Here is a 15,477-nt window from a genome sequence, read left to right as displayed (position 1 = left end):
CCATGTTCCAGGACCGCCGCATCGGCCTTTGGCTTCTGGCCCCCGCGACGCTGTTCGTCGTCGTGGGGTTCCTGGTGCCCGTGATCATCCTTCTGTCGGGCGCCTTCCGCACCGACGGGGGGTGGAGCCTCGGGAACTACCTCGACTTTTTCGGATCGTCCCTGAACCGCGAGGTGTTCTGGCGCACCTTCCGGCTGGGCCTGACGGTCACGCTGGTGTCGGCCATCCTCGGCTATGGCGTGGCGATGGCGGTCGTGGACAAGGGGCCGAAGACGAAGGGACGGCTGATCGCGATGCTGGTCCTGCCGCTCATGATCTCTCCCGTCGCGCGGACCTATGCCTGGCTGGTGATCCTGGGCCGAACGGGGTTCATCAACGTGGGGCTGGAAAACCTCGGCATCATCGAACGACCGCTGCGCATCCTGTTCACGGAAACGGCGGTGTTCATCGGGCTGATCCAGCTGTTCTTCCCGCTGATGGTTCTGCCCCTGATCTCGGCGCTGGAAAACATGCCGCGCGACGTGGTGCCCGCGGCGCGGGTGCTGGGCGCGAACTGGCTGACGGTGTTCTGGAAGGTGATCCTGCCCCTGACGAAGGAGGGGCTGGTCGTAGGGGGCACGCTGGTCTTCGTAGGGTCGCTGACGGCCTATGTCACGCCCGCGATCCTGGGCGGGTCCAAGGTCCTGATGCTGGAAACGCTTCTGTATCAGCGGGTGTCGGTGGCGAACGACTACGCCTCGGCGGCGGTGATCGGGGTGATCCTGATCGCGATGTCGGTGCTGACCAACATCCTTTTGAAGAAACTCGCCAGCGTGAGGAAAGCATGAGGATCTCCGGCAACATCCTTCTGGCGGCGGTCCTTCTGTTCCTGATCGGGCCCTTTGTGATCATCTGCATCGCGGGCCTGTCGGCGGGGGAAACGCTGTCCTTTCCCCCGCAGGGCCTGTCACTGCGCTGGGTGGCGCGGGTGTTTCAGGTGGAAAGCTTCCGCAACGCCTTCGCGCTGTCGATGACGCTGGCCATCGGGGCGACCCTTGCCGCGCTGGTTCTGGGCATTCCGGCGGCCTACGCGCTGGAACGCTATCGCCCGCCGGGGGCGGAGGTGATCCGCAACATCGTGACCGCCCCCATCGTGGTGCCAGGCATCATCGTGGGCCTCGCGCTGCTGCGGCATCTGGTGATTCCGACAGGCATCGGCGTGACGGTCGCGCTGTTCATCGGCCACACGGCGCTGCTGGTGCCCTATGCCGTGCGGGTGGTGTCGGCCAGCCTGGTCAACCTGCGCCCCGACATCGAGGAAGCGGCGGTGATGCTGGGGGCCTCGCGTCTTGGCGCATTCATGAAGGTGGTCCTGCCCAACATCCGGTCGGGGATCATGGCAGCCTTCATCATAGGGTTCATCACCTCGTTCAATCAGGTGCCGGTGTCGCTGTTCCTGTCGGGTCCGGGGGTTACGACTTTGCCGATCGACATGATGTTCTACATGGAATTCAACTACGACCCCTCGGTGGCGGCGCTGTCGGGCCTTCTGGCCCTGATGTCGCTGGCGGTGGTGATGGTGGCCGAGAAAGTGTTGGGGTTGTCGCGTTATGTCTGATTTTCTGAAGCTGGACCGCCTGACGCTGGGCTATGGCGATACCGTCGCGGTGGAGGGGCTGGACTTTGCGATGCAGCCGGGGGAACTGGTGGCCCTTCTGGGCCCGTCGGGCTGCGGCAAGACCACGACCATGCGCGCCATCGCGGGCCTGATGACGCCGATGGGCGGCACGATCACGCTGGACGGGCGCGACATCACCCGCGTGCCGCCGAACAAGCGCGGGGTGGGGCTGGTCTTCCAGTCCTACGCCCTGTTCCCGCACCTGACCGTGTTCGAGAACGTGGCCTTCGGCCTGCGGCTGGCGCGCGTGGCGCGGGCGGAACTTACGCAGCGGGTGGACACGGCCCTTGCCGCCACCGGTCTTCTGCATCTGGCCCAGCGCCTTCCGCGCGAATTGTCGGGCGGCCAGCAGCAGCGCGTGGCGCTGGCGCGGTCCATCGTGGTGGAACCGAAGCTGCTGCTGCTGGACGAACCGTTGTCGAACCTGGACGCCCGCCTGCGGCTGGAGATGCGGTCCGAATTGTCCCGGTTGCAGCGCGAACTGGGGATCGCGATGATCTACGTGACCCACGACCAGTCTGAGGCGCTGGCCTTGGCCGACCGCATCATCGTCATGCGCGACGGCCGGATCGAACAGTCGGGCACGCCGGACGCGATCTATGAGCGGCCCGCGTCGGTCTTCGTGGCCGGGTTCATGGGGTTCGAGAACACCTTCGTCATCCACAACGGGCTGCTGGCCGGCATCGCCCCCATCGGGTTCGAGGTGCGGGACGCGGTGGGGCTGGCCTGGCGTCCGCATTCGGTCGTGCTGGGGCAGGGTCCGCATCGCGGCACCGTGGCCGGCGCCTCCTATCTGGGGCAGGTGGTGGAATATCTGCTGACCACGCCGCTGGGGGATATCAAGGCCGAAGCCCCCGCTTCGGCCCCGCGCCATGCGGCGGGCGACACGATCGCCTTCGACCTGCCCGAGGCCGGTGTCGTGAGGTTGCCCCGTGCGTGATCTTTGGCTGGACACCGACATGGGGTTCGACGATCTGGCGGCGTGGTGCATGCTGGCGGACCGGGTGGCGGGCGTGTCCGTCGTGGCGGGGAACGTCACGCTGGATCAGGCGGTGCGCAACGCCTGCGCCGCGCGGGCGACGTTCGGCTGGGCCGTGCCCGTTCACGCGGGCGCCCGGGCCCCGCTGGCCGGCGCACTCGTGACGGCCGATTACGTGCTGGGGCAGGACGGGATGCCGGGGACGGGGCGCAAGCTGCCCGCCACGACGGACGCGCCCGACAGCTCGGACGCGGTTGCCGCCCTGTCCGCCTGGATCGGCGCGGGCGGGGTGGAGGTCATCGCCCTTGGCCCCCTGACCAACATCGCCCTTCTGGTGCAGGCCCGCCCCGATCTGGCGGCGCGGATCCGCGTGACGTGGATGGGCGGTACTGCGTCGGGCGGCAACCATTCGGCCGCGGCGGAATTCAACGCCGCCATCGATCCGGAGGCGGTGGACGTCGTGCTAACGGCCCGGGTGGATTTGGCCATGGTGGGGCTGGACTGCTGCCGCCAGGTGTCCGTGACGATGGACGATGTTGCCGCGATTCGGGTCGTGGCGACCGAACGCGGCCAGCTTCTGGCCGATCTGCTGGAAGGCTATGTGGGAATTGCCGAGGGGCGTCCGATGGCGCTCTACGATCCGGTGGCCGCCGCCGTCCTAATCGACCCGTCGGTGGTGGAATTCCGGGCCGGCCGCGTGGACATGGAGCTGGCGGGACAGCACACGCGCGGGATGACCGTGGTCGAATGGCGCCCGCACCGGGCCTCGCCTAACGCGCGCGTCGCCGTACGGGCGGATGCGGAGAGGGTCCGGACCCTGTTCCTGAACGGACTGGTCCGGGCGGCGCAGGCATGACCGGGACGCAGGATCTGAACGACACCGCCTTGCGCGACCGTGCCGTCGCGGCCGCCACGGGGCGCGCATCCTTCGATGTGCTTCTGTGCGGGGGAACGGTGGTGGACGTGGCCACGGGGGAACTGCGGCCGGCGGATGTGGGGCTGGTGGGGGCGCTGATTGCCTCGGTTCACCCCTCCGGCTCGCGGGCGGACGCGACGCGGGTGATCGACGTTTCGGGGCGGTTCGTCGCCCCGGGGCTGATCGACACGCACATGCATATTGAAAGTTCGATGACCACGCCGCGACGCTATGCCGAGGTGGTGGTTCCGCAGGGCACGACCACCGTGGTCTGGGACCCGCACGAGGTGGGCAATGTCGCGGGGCTGGCAGGCATCGCCTGGGCGATGGACGCGATCCGCGACCTGCCGCTGCGCGTGCTGGCGCTGGCGCCGTCCTGCGTGCCCTCGGCCCCCGGGCTGGAGGTGGGGGGCGCCGTCTTCGGGGCCGAGGAGATGGCCCACATGCTGGCCATGCCGGAGATCTGCGGCGTGGCCGAGGTCATGGACATGCGCGGCGTGCTGGACCGCAGCCGGAAGATGCGCGGCATTGTGGGGGAGGGGCTGGCCTCGGGCAAGCTGGTTTGCGGCCATGCGCGGGGGCTGGGGGGCGCGGACCTTCAGGGCTACGCCGCGGCGGGCGTCACCTCGGACCACGAGATCACGTCGGGCGAGGATGTCCTTGCCAAGCTGCGCGCGGGCCTGACGGTGGAGCTGCGCGGCTCGCACGATTACGTGCTGCCGGGGGTGGTGGAGGCGCTGGGCACGCTGCCCCATCTGCCGCAGACTGTGACGATCTGCACCGACGACGTGTTTCCCGACGACCTGATCCTGCGTGGCGGCATGGTGGACGTGGTCCGGCGGCTGGTCGGCCACGGGATGCCCGCGCTGGACGCCCTGCGCGCGGCCACGCTGAACGCGGCTGGCCGCATCGGGCGGTCCGATCTGGGGCTGGTGGCGGCCGGACGTCGCGCCGACCTGATCGTGATCGAGGATCTGACCCGGTTCCGCATGGCGCATGTCTTCGCGTCGGGGCGGGAGGTGGGGCGCGACGGCGTGGCGCTGGACCGCGTGTGCGGCAAAACGGAGACTCGCTTCACCGACAGCGTGAAGGTGCCGGATCTGGTGCCGGGGGATTTCGTGCTGCGGACGACCGCGACGGGCCGCGTGGCGGTGAACACTGTCTTCCGCCCGCGCTTCACCGAACTGCGGGTGCAGGACCTGCCGGTGGAGGATGGCTGTGTCCTGCTGCCCCCGGACAAGCTGATGATGGCGGTGATCCACCGGCATGGCCAGCGCGCGGCGGTGCCGTCGCTGGGCGTGCTGGACGATTGGGGCTGCTGGACGGGGGCCATCGCCACCACGGTCGCGCATGACAGCCACAACCTGTGCGTCTTCGGCCACGATCCGGTCGCGATGGCCGCGGCGGCCAACGCGCTGCGCGACTGCGGTGGCGGCATGGCCGTGGCACAGGGCGACCGGGTTCTGGCGGTGCTGCCGCTGCCCGTCTGCGGCCTGCTGTCGGACGCCCCGGCGGAACGGACGGCCGATGCGCTGGTGCGCCTTCGGGCGGCGGCGGAGGAGGTGGCCGACTGGGCGCCGCCCCTGCGCACGTTCAAGGCGCTGGTCGGCGCCTCTCTGGCCTGCAATCCGGGACCGAGGGTGACGGATCTGGGCATCGGCGACGGGGCGACGGGGGCGCTGATCGGTCCCTTCGCGTGACATGGCGCGCGGGCTGCGCTATGGCCCGCGCAGCCGAACGAGGATGCCATGACCCCAGCCGCCCGCCTTTCCGCCGCCATGACCATTCTGGACCGCTGGCTTTCCGGTGTTCCGGCCGAAAAGGCGCTGATCAACTGGGCGCGGGGCAGCCGCTTTGCCGGATCGGGCGATCGCGCCGCGGTGCGCGATCTGGTGTTCGACGCGATCCGCTGCCGCCGCAGCTTCGCCGCGCTGGGCGGGGCGGAAACCGGGCGGGGTCTGATCCTCGGCGGGGTGCGGTCGGCCGGAACGGACCCCGCGCCGCTGTTCACCGGGGAAGGCCATGCCCCCGCGCCCGTTGTTGAGGAAGGCCGCCCGCCCGAGGGGCTGGAGGCGCTGGACTGCCCGGACTGGATCGCGCCCGCGCTCCGATCCTCCCTCGGGCCCGATTTCGCCCCGGTGATGGAGGCGTTGCGCCATCGCGCGCCGGTGTTCCTGCGCGCCGTGGGGGACCGGAACGCGGCGATCGCGGCGCTGGCCGCCGACAACATCATGGCCCGGCCCCATCCCCTCGCCAACACCGCGCTGGAGGTGGTGGAGGGCGCGCGCCGCATCCAGAACTCCGCCGCCTATGGCACGGGGCGGGTGGAGTTGCAGGACGCCGCCTCGCAGGCCGTGATCGAGATGCTGCCGCTGAAGGATGGCGACCGGGTGCTGGACTTCTGCGCGGGCGGGGGCGGCAAGACGCTGGCCATGGCGGCGCGGGCGCGGTTGGACCTGTCGGCCCATGACATCGACCCGAAGCGGATGGCCGATCTGCCGGCGCGGGCGACGCGGGCCGGCGTTTCCGTGGCACGGGTGGACACGAAGACCGCGCTGTCGCGGGACTATGACCTTGTTCTGGTGGATGCGCCCTGTTCCGGGTCCGGAAGCTGGCGGCGCGCGCCCGAGGGTAAGTGGCTCCTGACGCCGGAACGACTGGACGCCCTGAAACGGACGCAGGGGGAGATTCTGGATCAGGTCGCGCCCGCTCTGCGGCCCGAGGGCCTTCTTGCCTATGCCACCTGTTCCCTTTTGGAGGAGGAGAATCGCGCGCAGGTGGAGGCCTTCCTGTCTCGCCACGCCGGATGGCAGCAGATTGCGGAGCGCCGCTTGACGCCGCTGGAGGGGGGCGACGGATTTTACCTGGCGCTGCTGCAGGCCCCCGCCGCTTAAGCGGGGGTTAACCTTTATTTGCGACCCATCTGCCATGAAGAAGACCCACTTCCTTTCGCACGCTAATCCCCTGCTGCTTTGGGCCGCGCTCCTTCTGGGGGCGGGTCTTCTGGCACTGGGGCCGACTTGGTTCACCCGGTCCCAGGCCATGGCCGACGCGGGGCTAGCCGTGGTGGCGACCTTCTGGACGCTGGCCTTGGGGGCGGTGGTGGTGTGGACGGTGCAGGCGGTTCGCGACCGGATGCAATGCGCCGTCCTGAAGCGGCTGATGGAGCGGGATCCGGATCTGTGCCTTGCCACGGATGGGCGCGGCCGGGTGCGGTTCGGCAACGCCGCCGCCCGCGCCGCGGGAGTCGTTCCCGGTCAGACCCCGCGCTTTCCCGGCCTGTTCGCCGAGCCGGACTTCGTCGCCCTGCGTCTGCTGGCCCGCGCCCGCGCCGATGGCAGTGTGACCGAGGATGTGACCGCCGGGGCCGTCCGCTCCACCCTCAGCGTGCATGATGGGGGCAACGGCCTGTTCCTGTGGCGGCTGGAGCGGGCGGAGGTGCAGGAGATCGCGCTGCCGGAACCCGAACTGGTGCTGCCCACGCGCATCCGCTTCGAACAGGTGCCGATCCCGCTGGTGATCTTTTCCCCCGAAGGCAAGGTCCTGACCGCCAACGCCTTGGCCCGCGAAACGCTGCGGCTGGATCTGGGTGAAAAGATCACGATCTCCGACCTGTTCGAGGGATTGGGGCGGTCCATGACGGCCTGGCTTCAGGACGTGGCCGTGGGCCGGCTGGTGGCACCGGGTGAGGTGCTGCGCGTGCGCCGCGATCAGGACGCGCATGTGCAGCTGACCCTGCGCCGGATGCAGGAACGCGGGCGCGACGTGGTTCTGGGCGTGATGATCGACGCCACGGCCGTGCGCGTGCTGGAGGCGCAGTTCATCCAGAGCCAGAAGATGCAGGCCATCGGCCAGCTGGCGGGCGGTGTGGCGCATGATTTCAACAACCTGCTGACCGCGATTTCGGGCCATTGCGACCTGCTGTTGCTGCGCCACGACCATGAGGATCCGGAATACGCCGACCTGATGCAGATCCACCAGAACGCCAACCGCGCGGCGAGCCTCGTGGGCCAGCTTCTGGCCTTCTCGCGCAAGCAGACGCAGAAGTTGGAAACGCTGGAGCTGGAGGAGGTGCTGTCGGATCTGGCGCACCTGCTGAACCGCCTTGTGGGGGAACGCGTCAGCCTGCGGTTGGAGCTGGGAACCGGCCTTGGCCATATCCGGGCCGACCGGCGGCAGCTGGAACAGGTGATCATGAACCTCGTCGTCAACGCGCGCGATGCCATGCCCACGCGCGGCACCATCCGCATCGTGACCGAAGCGCTGTCCCTGACGGAGGAGCTGCACCGGAACCGCGCCGTGGTGCCGCCGGGCGACTATTCGGTGATTCGGGTCATTGACCACGGCACGGGCATCCCCGCCGACCACCTGGGCAAGATCTTCGAGCCGTTCTTCACCACGAAACGGCCGGGCGAGGGGACGGGCCTCGGCCTCTCCACCGTCTACGGCATCGTCAAGCAGACGGGCGGCTACATCTTCGTGGACAGCGTCCCGGATGAGGGCAGCACCTTCCACCTGCTGTTCCCCGTGTCGATCAAGGAGCCGGACGCGGCATCAGTCGCTCCGGCACCCGTGCGCAAGTCGCAGGAGCCCGGCGGCGGCATCGTGCTGTTGGTGGAGGACGAGGCGCCGGTGCGGGCCTTCGCCTCGCGCGCGTTGCGCCTGCGCGGCTATACTGTGCTTGAGGCCGGCAGCGCCGAGGAGGCGCTGGAACTGCTGGAGGACCCCGCCCTGGCGGTGGATGTCTTCGTGACGGATGTCGTCATGCCCGGAATGGACGGCCCCACCTGGGTGCGGGAGGCGCTGCGCCAGCGCCCTACGGCCCGCGTGATCTTCGTGTCGGGCTATGCCCAGGAAGCCTTTGCCGAGGAACAGTTGCAGTTCCCCAATTCGGTCTTCCTGCCCAAGCCCTTCTCCCTCAACGACCTGACGGAGACAGTGCAGCGCGCCTTCAGCTGATGCTGTTGTAAAGCTCATAGTCGCGGGCACAGGCCGTGCGCAGAAGCGCCTCGCCTTCCTCCGACAGGTCGGTGGATCCGGGGGGCGACACGTTCAGCCGGGGCAGCGTGATCTCGCAATCCAGCCGATCTTCGAGGAAGGCGACGAAACGGTCGATCTCCTCGTAGCGGAAGAGGTGGTCGATCCCCTGATCCCCCTTCGGTCGCAGGAAACGTTCCTGCGATCCCACATCGGCAAAGGCGGGTTGCGGGTCCGAGGCGTAGGCGCGTACGAAGTCGTCGAAGCTCATCCCGCGCGTGGCCTTCGCTTCGTCCACGGCCTGCCGGGTGCGGTAGCGGAACCAGCTGCCCAGCCAGTCCCGGGGTTCCCGCATCAGGGCCACCGTCTCGAACTCATGGCCCGAGGCCGCGCGCAGGTAGGGGCCGAGGAAACGCTGGAAGCGGTGAACCGTGGTGTGCTTCAGCAGCGGCGGGCGGACGATCGTCACGGCGGCCAGCGGCTCCAAGGCCGCCTCCACGGCGGTCGACCCGGTTTTCGGCGTTGCCAGAAAGACCAGTCGTTGTTCCCAGAATACCAGCATCGTCGTGTCGTCTCCTTCTTCGGGCCTGTGTCCCACGCACCCGTAAACCATTGCTTAAGCATTTTCAGGTGAAAAGCTTTCTTAACGAAATGACTTGCGGTCCGGGCCCGTTCCACCATATAAGAACAAGACAAGAACATCGTCAGATTTGCCCGCGGCCGGCAGCTGTGCGAAAAGGATCCCCGTATGGCGACTGCGAACCTTTTTGATTTGGACGGAAAGCGCGAAATGGACAAGGCGAAGGCGCTCGAAAGCGCACTGGCACAAATCGAACGGCAGTTCGGTAAAGGCTCGATCATGAAACTCGGGCAGGACAACGCGGTGATGGAGGTCGAGGCGACCTCCACCGGCTCGCTGGGCCTGGACATCGCACTGGGGATCGGCGGTCTGCCCAAGGGCCGGATCATCGAGATCTACGGCCCCGAAAGTTCGGGCAAGACGACGCTGACGCTGCATGTCGTGGCCGAGGAACAGAAAAAGGGTGGCGTTTGCGCCTTCGTGGACGCCGAACACGCCCTTGATCCGTCCTATGCCAAGAAGCTAGGCGTGAACCTCGACGAACTCCTGATCTCGCAGCCCGACACGGGCGAGCAGGCGCTGGAGATCGTGGACACGCTGGTGCGCTCGGGCGCCGTCAGCCTGATCGTGGTCGATTCGGTCGCGGCGCTGACGCCCAAGGCCGAGATCGAGGGCGACATGGGCGACATGCAGATGGGCTCGCAGGCCCGCCTGATGAGCCAGGCGATGCGCAAGCTGACCGCCTCCATCGGCCGGTCGAACTGCATGGTGATCTTCATCAACCAGATCCGCATGAAGATCGGCGTGATGTTCGGTTCGCCCGAAACCACGACCGGCGGCAACGCGCTGAAGTTCTATGCGTCGGTCCGTCTGGACATCCGCCGCACCGGCGCGATCAAGGACCGGGACGAGGTGATCGGCAACGCGACCCGTGTGAAGGTCGTCAAGAACAAGGTGGCGCCGCCCTTCAAGGAGGTCGAATTCGACATCATGTATGGCGAAGGCATCTCCAAGCTGGGCGAGCTGGTGGATCTTGGCGTGAAGGCGGGCGTGGTCGAGAAGTCGGGCTCGTGGTATTCCTACGGGGACGAACGGATCGGGCAGGGGCGTGAGAACGCTAAGCAGTTCCTGCGCGCCAACCCGCAGACCGCACGGTCGATCGAGGACAAGGTCCGCACGGCCCACGGCCTCGACCTCAGCTTCAAGCCGGACGCCGACGACCTGATGGAAGAGTGAGGGCCTTGTTGTAAGGCCCGGCGGGGGGTAAACGGGGGCAAGACAAGAACAGGGGCCCCCATGCCGTCGCTGAACGATATCCGATCCACCTTCCTCGACTTCTTTGCGCGGAACGGGCACACGGTCGTGCCCAGCAGCCCGCTGGTTCCGCGCAACGATCCCACGCTGATGTTCACGAACTCGGGCATGGTGCAGTTCAAGAACTGCTTCACCGGGGACGAGACGCGGGATTACGTCCGGGCGACCACCGCGCAGAAATGCGTGCGCGCGGGCGGCAAGCACAACGACCTGGACAATGTCGGCTACACGGCCCGCCACCACACCTTCTTTGAGATGCTTGGCAACTTCAGCTTCGGCGACTACTTCAAGGAACAGGCCATTCCCTTTGCGTGGGAATTGCTGACCAAGGACTTCGACATCCCCAAGGATCGCCTTCTGGTCACCGTGTATCACACGGATGACGAGGCGGCCGCCTTGTGGAAGAAGGTCGCGGGCCTGTCCGACGACCGCATCATCCGCATCCCCACGAACGACAACTTCTGGATGATGGGTCCGACCGGCCCCTGCGGCCCCTGCACCGAAATCTTCTTCGACCACGGCGACAAGATCTGGGGCGGCCCCCCCGGTTCCGCCGACGAGGATGGCGACCGGTTCATCGAGATCTGGAACCTCGTCTTCATGCAGAACGAGCAATTCGCCGACGGCTCCATGCGCGCGCTCGACATGCAGTCGATCGACACAGGCATGGGGTTGGAGCGGATCGGCGCGCTGCTGCAGGGCAAGCACGACAACTACGACACCGACCTGATGCGCAGCCTGATCGAGGCGAGCGCGCACGCGACCTCCACCGATCCGGACGGCCCGGGCAAAACGCATCACCGGGTGATCGCCGACCACCTCCGCTCCACCTCGTTCCTGCTGGCCGATGGCGTGATGCCGTCGAACGAGGGGCGCGGCTACGTTTTGCGCCGCATCATGCGCCGCGCGATGCGCCACGCCCACCAGCTGGGCGCGCAGGATCCGCTGATGCACCGCCTGGTGCCGGCGCTGGTCCGCCAGATGGGCGCGGCCTATCCCGAGCTGACGCGCGCGCAGGCCCTGATCGAGGAAACGCTGCGGCAGGAGGAGACGAAGTTCCGCCAGACGCTGGACCGCGGCCTGAAGCTGCTGGACGACGAACTGGCCGGCCTGCCCGAGGATGCGCCGCTGCCCGGCGGGGCCGCCTTCAAGCTCTACGACACCTACGGCTTCCCGCTGGACCTGACGCAGGACGCGCTGCGCGAAAAGGGCCGCGCTGTGGACACCGAAGGTTTTGAGAGCGCAATGGCCGAACAGAAGGCCAAGGCGCGCGCCAGCTGGTCCGGTTCGGGCGAAACCAAGGACGCCGCGATCTGGTTCGACCTGGCCGACCAGTTCGGCGCGACCGAGTTCCTGGGCTATGACACCGACGTCGCGGAGGGCCAGATCCAGGCTATCGTGGCGCAGGGTGCGGCCGCGGCCAAGGCGGCCGTGGGCGACGTCGTGCAGATCGTGCTGAACCAGACCCCGTTCTATGGCGAAAGCGGCGGTCAGGTGGGCGACGCGGGCGATCTGTCGACCGACACCGGCCGCGCGCGCATCACCGACACCAAACGCAGCCAAGGCCTGTTCATCCACTCGGCCGAGGTCGTGGAGGGCGAGATCGCCACCGGGCAGGGTGCGGAGCTGGTCGTTGACCGGGCGCGCCGCGGGGCGATCGAAAGCAACCACTCCGCCACGCACCTTTTGAACGAGGCGTTGCGCCGCACTCTGGGCGATCACGTCGCCCAGCGGGGCAGCCTGAACGCCCCGGACCGTCTGCGCTTCGACTTCAGCCACGCCAAGGGCCTGACCCCGGACGAGATCGTGGCCGTGGAGGCCGAGGTCAACGCGCTGATCCGCCAGAACGGCGAGGTGGTGACCCGTGTCATGGCGCCGGACGACGCGCGCGAACTGGGCGCGCAGGCGCTGTTCGGCGAAAAATATGGCGACGAGGTGCGCGTTGTGTCGATGGGCCGTCTGGACGGCTCCGGCAAGGGGATGGATGCGGCAACCTATTCGCTGGAACTCTGCGGCGGCACCCATGTGGGGCGGCTGGGAGAGATCGGCCTGTTTGTTCTGCTGAGCGATTCGGCCTCCTCGGCCGGGGTGCGGCGGATCGAGGCGCTGACGGGCGACGCGGCCCTGTACCACCTGTCCGAGCAGGTGAAGCGGCTGTCCGAGGTTGCGGCCGTGCTGAAAGCATCCCCCGCCGAGGTGGTGGAGCGCACGCGGGCGCTGGTCGAGGAACGCCGCGCGCTGGCCAATGAATTGGCGCAGCTGAAGCGCGAAGCGGCGATGTCCGGCGCGGATGGCGAGGCGAAGGAGATCGGCGGCGTGCGCTTCCTGTCGCGGATCGTTCAGGGCGTGTCGGGCAAGGAGCTTCCGGGTCTGATCGACGAGATGAAGGGCAAGATCGGCTCGGGCGCCGTTCTCCTCATCTCCGACACGGGCGGGAAGGCGGCGCTGGCTGCAGGTGTCACCGCGGATCTGACCGGGCGCCTGTCGGCCGTGGATCTGGTGAAGGCGGCGGCCGAAGCGCTTGGCGGCAAGGGCGGCGGTGGCCGTCCGGACATGGCGCAGGCCGGTGCTGCGGACGCGTCAAAGGCGGAAGAGGCCGTGAAGGCCGTCGAAACCATGTTGGAGGGTTGAATGTCTGCACTCTGGATCACCCATGTCGAAGTGACCGATCCCGACAGCTATGCGCTGTACGCCAAGGCGGCGGGGCCGGCGATCGCGGCCCATGGCGGCGTGTTTCTGCACCGCAGCGGCCCTTATGTGCAGCTTGAGGGAAGGGAGCGGAAGCGCAACGTCGTGGTCCGCTTCCCGTCGATCGATGCGGCCGTGACCTGCTACAACTCGGATGAATATCAGGCGGCGCTGGCGTATGCCAGGAACGCCTCCGTCCGCGATCTGGTGGTGGTCGAAGAGCTTGAATAAGCCCCTCGGCCAAACCCACCGCTCATGAAAAAGGCCGCCCCTCGGGGCGGCCTTTCCATTTATTCCGCAGCGCGCGACTGGCGCTTGCGCTCGTGGGGGTCCAGGAAGCGCTTGCGCAGGCGAACGGCCTTGGGCGTGACTTCCACCAGCTCGTCATTGTCGATATAGGCGATGGCCTGTTCCAGCGACATGCGGACAGGGGGCGTCAGGCGGACGGCTTCATCCGTGCCCGATGCGCGGACGTTCGTCAGCTTCTTGCCCTTCAGCGGGTTCACCTCGAGGTCGTTCTCGCGGCTGTGCTCCCCGATGATCATGCCGACATAGACCGGCTCCTGCGGGTTGATGAACAGGTGCCCGCGATCTTCCAGGTTCCACAGCGCGTAGGGAACCGCCGTGCCGTTTTCCATGGAGATCAGGACGCCGACGCGACGGCCCTCGATCGGGCCCTTGTGGGGCGCCCATTCGTGGAAGACGCGGTTCAGCACGCCCGTGCCGCGCGTGTCGGTCAGGAACTGGCCGTGATAGCCGATCAGGCCGCGCGACGGGACATGCGCGATGATGCGCGTCTTGCCGGCGCCGGCGGGCTTCATCTCCACCAGGTCGCCCTTGCGGGGTCCGGTCAGCTTTTCGATCACGGTGCCGGTGAACTCGTCGTCCACGTCGATCGTGACTTCCTCGATCGGCTCCATCCGCTGGCCGTCCTGTTCCGAGAACAGAACGCGGGGGCGCGAGATCGACAGCTCGAACCCTTCGCGGCGCATGTTCTCGATCAGCACGCCCATCTGGAGTTCGCCACGGCCCGCCACGTCGAAAGCTTCGCCGCCGGGGGTGTCGGTGATCTTGATGGCGACGTTGACCTCGGCTTCCTTCATCAGGCGGTCGCGGATGACGCGGGACTGGACCTTGCTGCCGTCACGGCCCGCCAGCGGCGAGTCGTTGATGCCGAAGGTCACGGAGATGGTCGGCGGGTCGATCGGCTGGGCCGGGATCGCCGTGTCCACTTCGGGGGCGCACAGCGTGTCGGCCACGGTGGCCTTGGTCATGCCGGCCAGCGTGACGATGTCGCCAGCCTCACCGACCTCGATCGGGTTCTGGGACAGGCCGCGGAAGGCGAGGACCTTGGACACGCGGAACTGCTCGATCCGCTCGCCATCGCGCGACAGGGCCTTCAGGGTGTCGCCGGCCTTGACGGTGCCCGCCTCGACGCGGCCGGTCAGGATGCGGCCGATGAAGGGGTCGGCCGACAGCGTGGTTGCCAGCATCTGGAAGGGTTCTTCCATGCGGGCCAGTTGCTTCGGCGCGGGGACGTGCTTCAGGATCAGGTCGAACAGGGCCGACAGGTCCTTGCGCGGGCCGTCCAGCTCCATGTCCGCCCAGCCGGAACGGCCGGAGGCGTACATCGCGGGGAAGTCCAGCTGCTGGTCGTCGGCGCCAAGGCTCGCGAAGAGATCGAACACCTCGTCCAGCGCGCGATCAGGTTCGGCGTCGGGCTTGTCGACCTTGTTCAGCACCACGATCGGGCGCAGACCCAAGGCCAGCGCCTTGGAGGTCACGAATTTCGTCTGGGGCATCGGGCCTTCGGCCGCGTCGACCAGCAGGACGACGCCGTCCACCATGCTCAGGATACGCTCCACCTCGCCGCCGAAATCGGCGTGGCCGGGGGTGTCGACGATGTTGATGCGCGACCCGTTCCATTCCAGCGAGGTGCATTTCGCAAGGATGGTGATCCCGCGTTCGCGTTCGATGTCATTGCTGTCCATCGCACGTTCGGCCACGGCCTGGTTGTCGCGAAACGCGCCCGATTGCTTCAGAAGCTCGTCCACCAATGTGGTCTTGCCATGGTCGACGTGCGCGATGATCGCGATGTTGCGGAGTTCCATCCGATGCCCTTTAGATGCTGCGCTGTCGCGATACACGGGGTTGGCGCAAATTGCCAGCCCCGAGTGCGGAAGGGCCGCCGCAGGACCGGAAATGAAAAACGCAGAGCGGGGGGTCCCGTCTCTGCGTCGAAGGCCGTGCGCGTTTGGAAACGCGGAAAGGCGATGCCGTATCAGCCGATGCCGATGAACGACAGGATGGCGACAACGATGACCACAAGGCCGACAAGATAAATGATGCTGTTCATCACGTTCCTC

At 67.6% G+C, this 15,477-nt stretch carries 12 protein-coding genes; 10 read left to right on the top strand and 2 right to left on the bottom strand.

Features of this window, described 5'->3' with window-relative positions:
* Positions 1 to 2: 2 nt before the first annotated feature.
* Genes PIJ50_RS07670 through PIJ50_RS07640 form a run of 7 tightly spaced genes read left to right on the top strand, consistent with a single transcriptional unit; the run spans position 3 to position 8,511 of the window.
* Positions 3 to 827, top strand: a complete 825-nt coding sequence (locus tag PIJ50_RS07670; protein ID WP_271974127.1) for an ABC transporter permease — start codon at positions 3 to 5, stop codon at positions 825 to 827.
* On the top strand, positions 824 to 1,597 hold the full coding sequence (locus PIJ50_RS07665; protein ID WP_271974126.1) for an ABC transporter permease: 774 nt from the start codon (positions 824 to 826) through the stop codon (positions 1,595 to 1,597). Before PIJ50_RS07670 ends, PIJ50_RS07665 begins: the two co-directional genes overlap by 4 nt.
* Positions 1,590 to 2,597 (top strand): ABC transporter ATP-binding protein, encoded by a 1,008-nt coding sequence (locus PIJ50_RS07660; RefSeq protein WP_271974125.1) that lies wholly within the window; start codon positions 1,590 to 1,592, stop codon positions 2,595 to 2,597. Before PIJ50_RS07665 ends, PIJ50_RS07660 begins: the two co-directional genes overlap by 8 nt.
* Positions 2,590 to 3,492, top strand: coding sequence for a nucleoside hydrolase (locus PIJ50_RS07655; protein WP_271974122.1), 903 nt, complete (start codon positions 2,590 to 2,592; stop codon positions 3,490 to 3,492). Before PIJ50_RS07660 ends, PIJ50_RS07655 begins: the two co-directional genes overlap by 8 nt.
* Positions 3,489 to 5,252 carry an adenine deaminase gene (locus PIJ50_RS07650; RefSeq protein WP_271974120.1) on the top strand — a complete coding sequence of 588 codons (1,764 nt, stop codon included), beginning with the start codon at positions 3,489 to 3,491 and terminating at the stop codon, positions 5,250 to 5,252. The genes PIJ50_RS07655 and PIJ50_RS07650 overlap by 4 nt, the downstream gene beginning before the upstream one ends.
* 48 nt (positions 5,253 to 5,300) lie before the next feature.
* Positions 5,301 to 6,446, top strand: a complete 1,146-nt coding sequence (locus PIJ50_RS07645; protein ID WP_271974118.1) for an RsmB/NOP family class I SAM-dependent RNA methyltransferase — start codon at positions 5,301 to 5,303, stop codon at positions 6,444 to 6,446.
* Between the two features lie 34 nt (positions 6,447 to 6,480).
* Positions 6,481 to 8,511: an ATP-binding protein gene (locus PIJ50_RS07640; protein WP_271974117.1), complete on the top strand. Its 2,031-nt coding sequence runs from the start codon at positions 6,481 to 6,483 to the stop codon at positions 8,509 to 8,511.
* On the opposite strand, the gene PIJ50_RS07635 is transcribed toward PIJ50_RS07640, so the two are convergent.
* Positions 8,504 to 9,091, bottom strand: coding sequence for a hypothetical protein (locus PIJ50_RS07635; protein WP_271974115.1), 588 nt, complete (start codon positions 9,089 to 9,091; stop codon positions 8,504 to 8,506). The genes PIJ50_RS07640 and PIJ50_RS07635 overlap by 8 nt on opposite strands.
* 186 nt (positions 9,092 to 9,277) lie before the next feature.
* On the opposite strand from PIJ50_RS07635, the gene recA reads away from it, so the two are divergent.
* Genes recA through PIJ50_RS07620 form a run of 3 tightly spaced genes read left to right on the top strand, consistent with a single transcriptional unit; the run spans position 9,278 to position 13,342 of the window.
* Positions 9,278 to 10,345 (top strand): recombinase RecA, encoded by a 1,068-nt coding sequence (recA, locus tag PIJ50_RS07630; RefSeq protein WP_271974113.1) that lies wholly within the window; start codon positions 9,278 to 9,280, stop codon positions 10,343 to 10,345.
* 60 nt (positions 10,346 to 10,405) lie between these two features.
* The gene (alaS, locus tag PIJ50_RS07625) at positions 10,406 to 13,054 is read left to right on the top strand and encodes an alanine--tRNA ligase (protein WP_271974111.1); all 2,649 of its coding nucleotides are present in this window, start codon (positions 10,406 to 10,408) and stop codon (positions 13,052 to 13,054) included.
* On the top strand, positions 13,055 to 13,342 hold the full coding sequence (locus tag PIJ50_RS07620) for a DUF1330 domain-containing protein (protein WP_271974109.1): 288 nt from the start codon (positions 13,055 to 13,057) through the stop codon (positions 13,340 to 13,342).
* A 59-nt stretch (positions 13,343 to 13,401) separates the two neighbouring features.
* Here the strand turns inward: PIJ50_RS07620 and typA are convergent, their stop codons facing one another.
* On the bottom strand, positions 13,402 to 15,222 hold the full coding sequence (gene typA / locus PIJ50_RS07615; RefSeq protein ID WP_271974107.1) for a translational GTPase TypA: 1,821 nt from the start codon (positions 15,220 to 15,222) through the stop codon (positions 13,402 to 13,404).
* Between the last annotated feature and the right edge of the window lie 255 nt (positions 15,223 to 15,477).

It is taken from the genome of Falsirhodobacter sp. 20TX0035, assembly GCF_028307215.1.
Lineage (GTDB): Bacteria > Pseudomonadota > Alphaproteobacteria > Rhodobacterales > Rhodobacteraceae > Falsirhodobacter.
The sequence above is the reverse complement of the archived record's forward strand: the minus strand, read 5'-3'. Positions and strand labels throughout refer to the sequence as shown.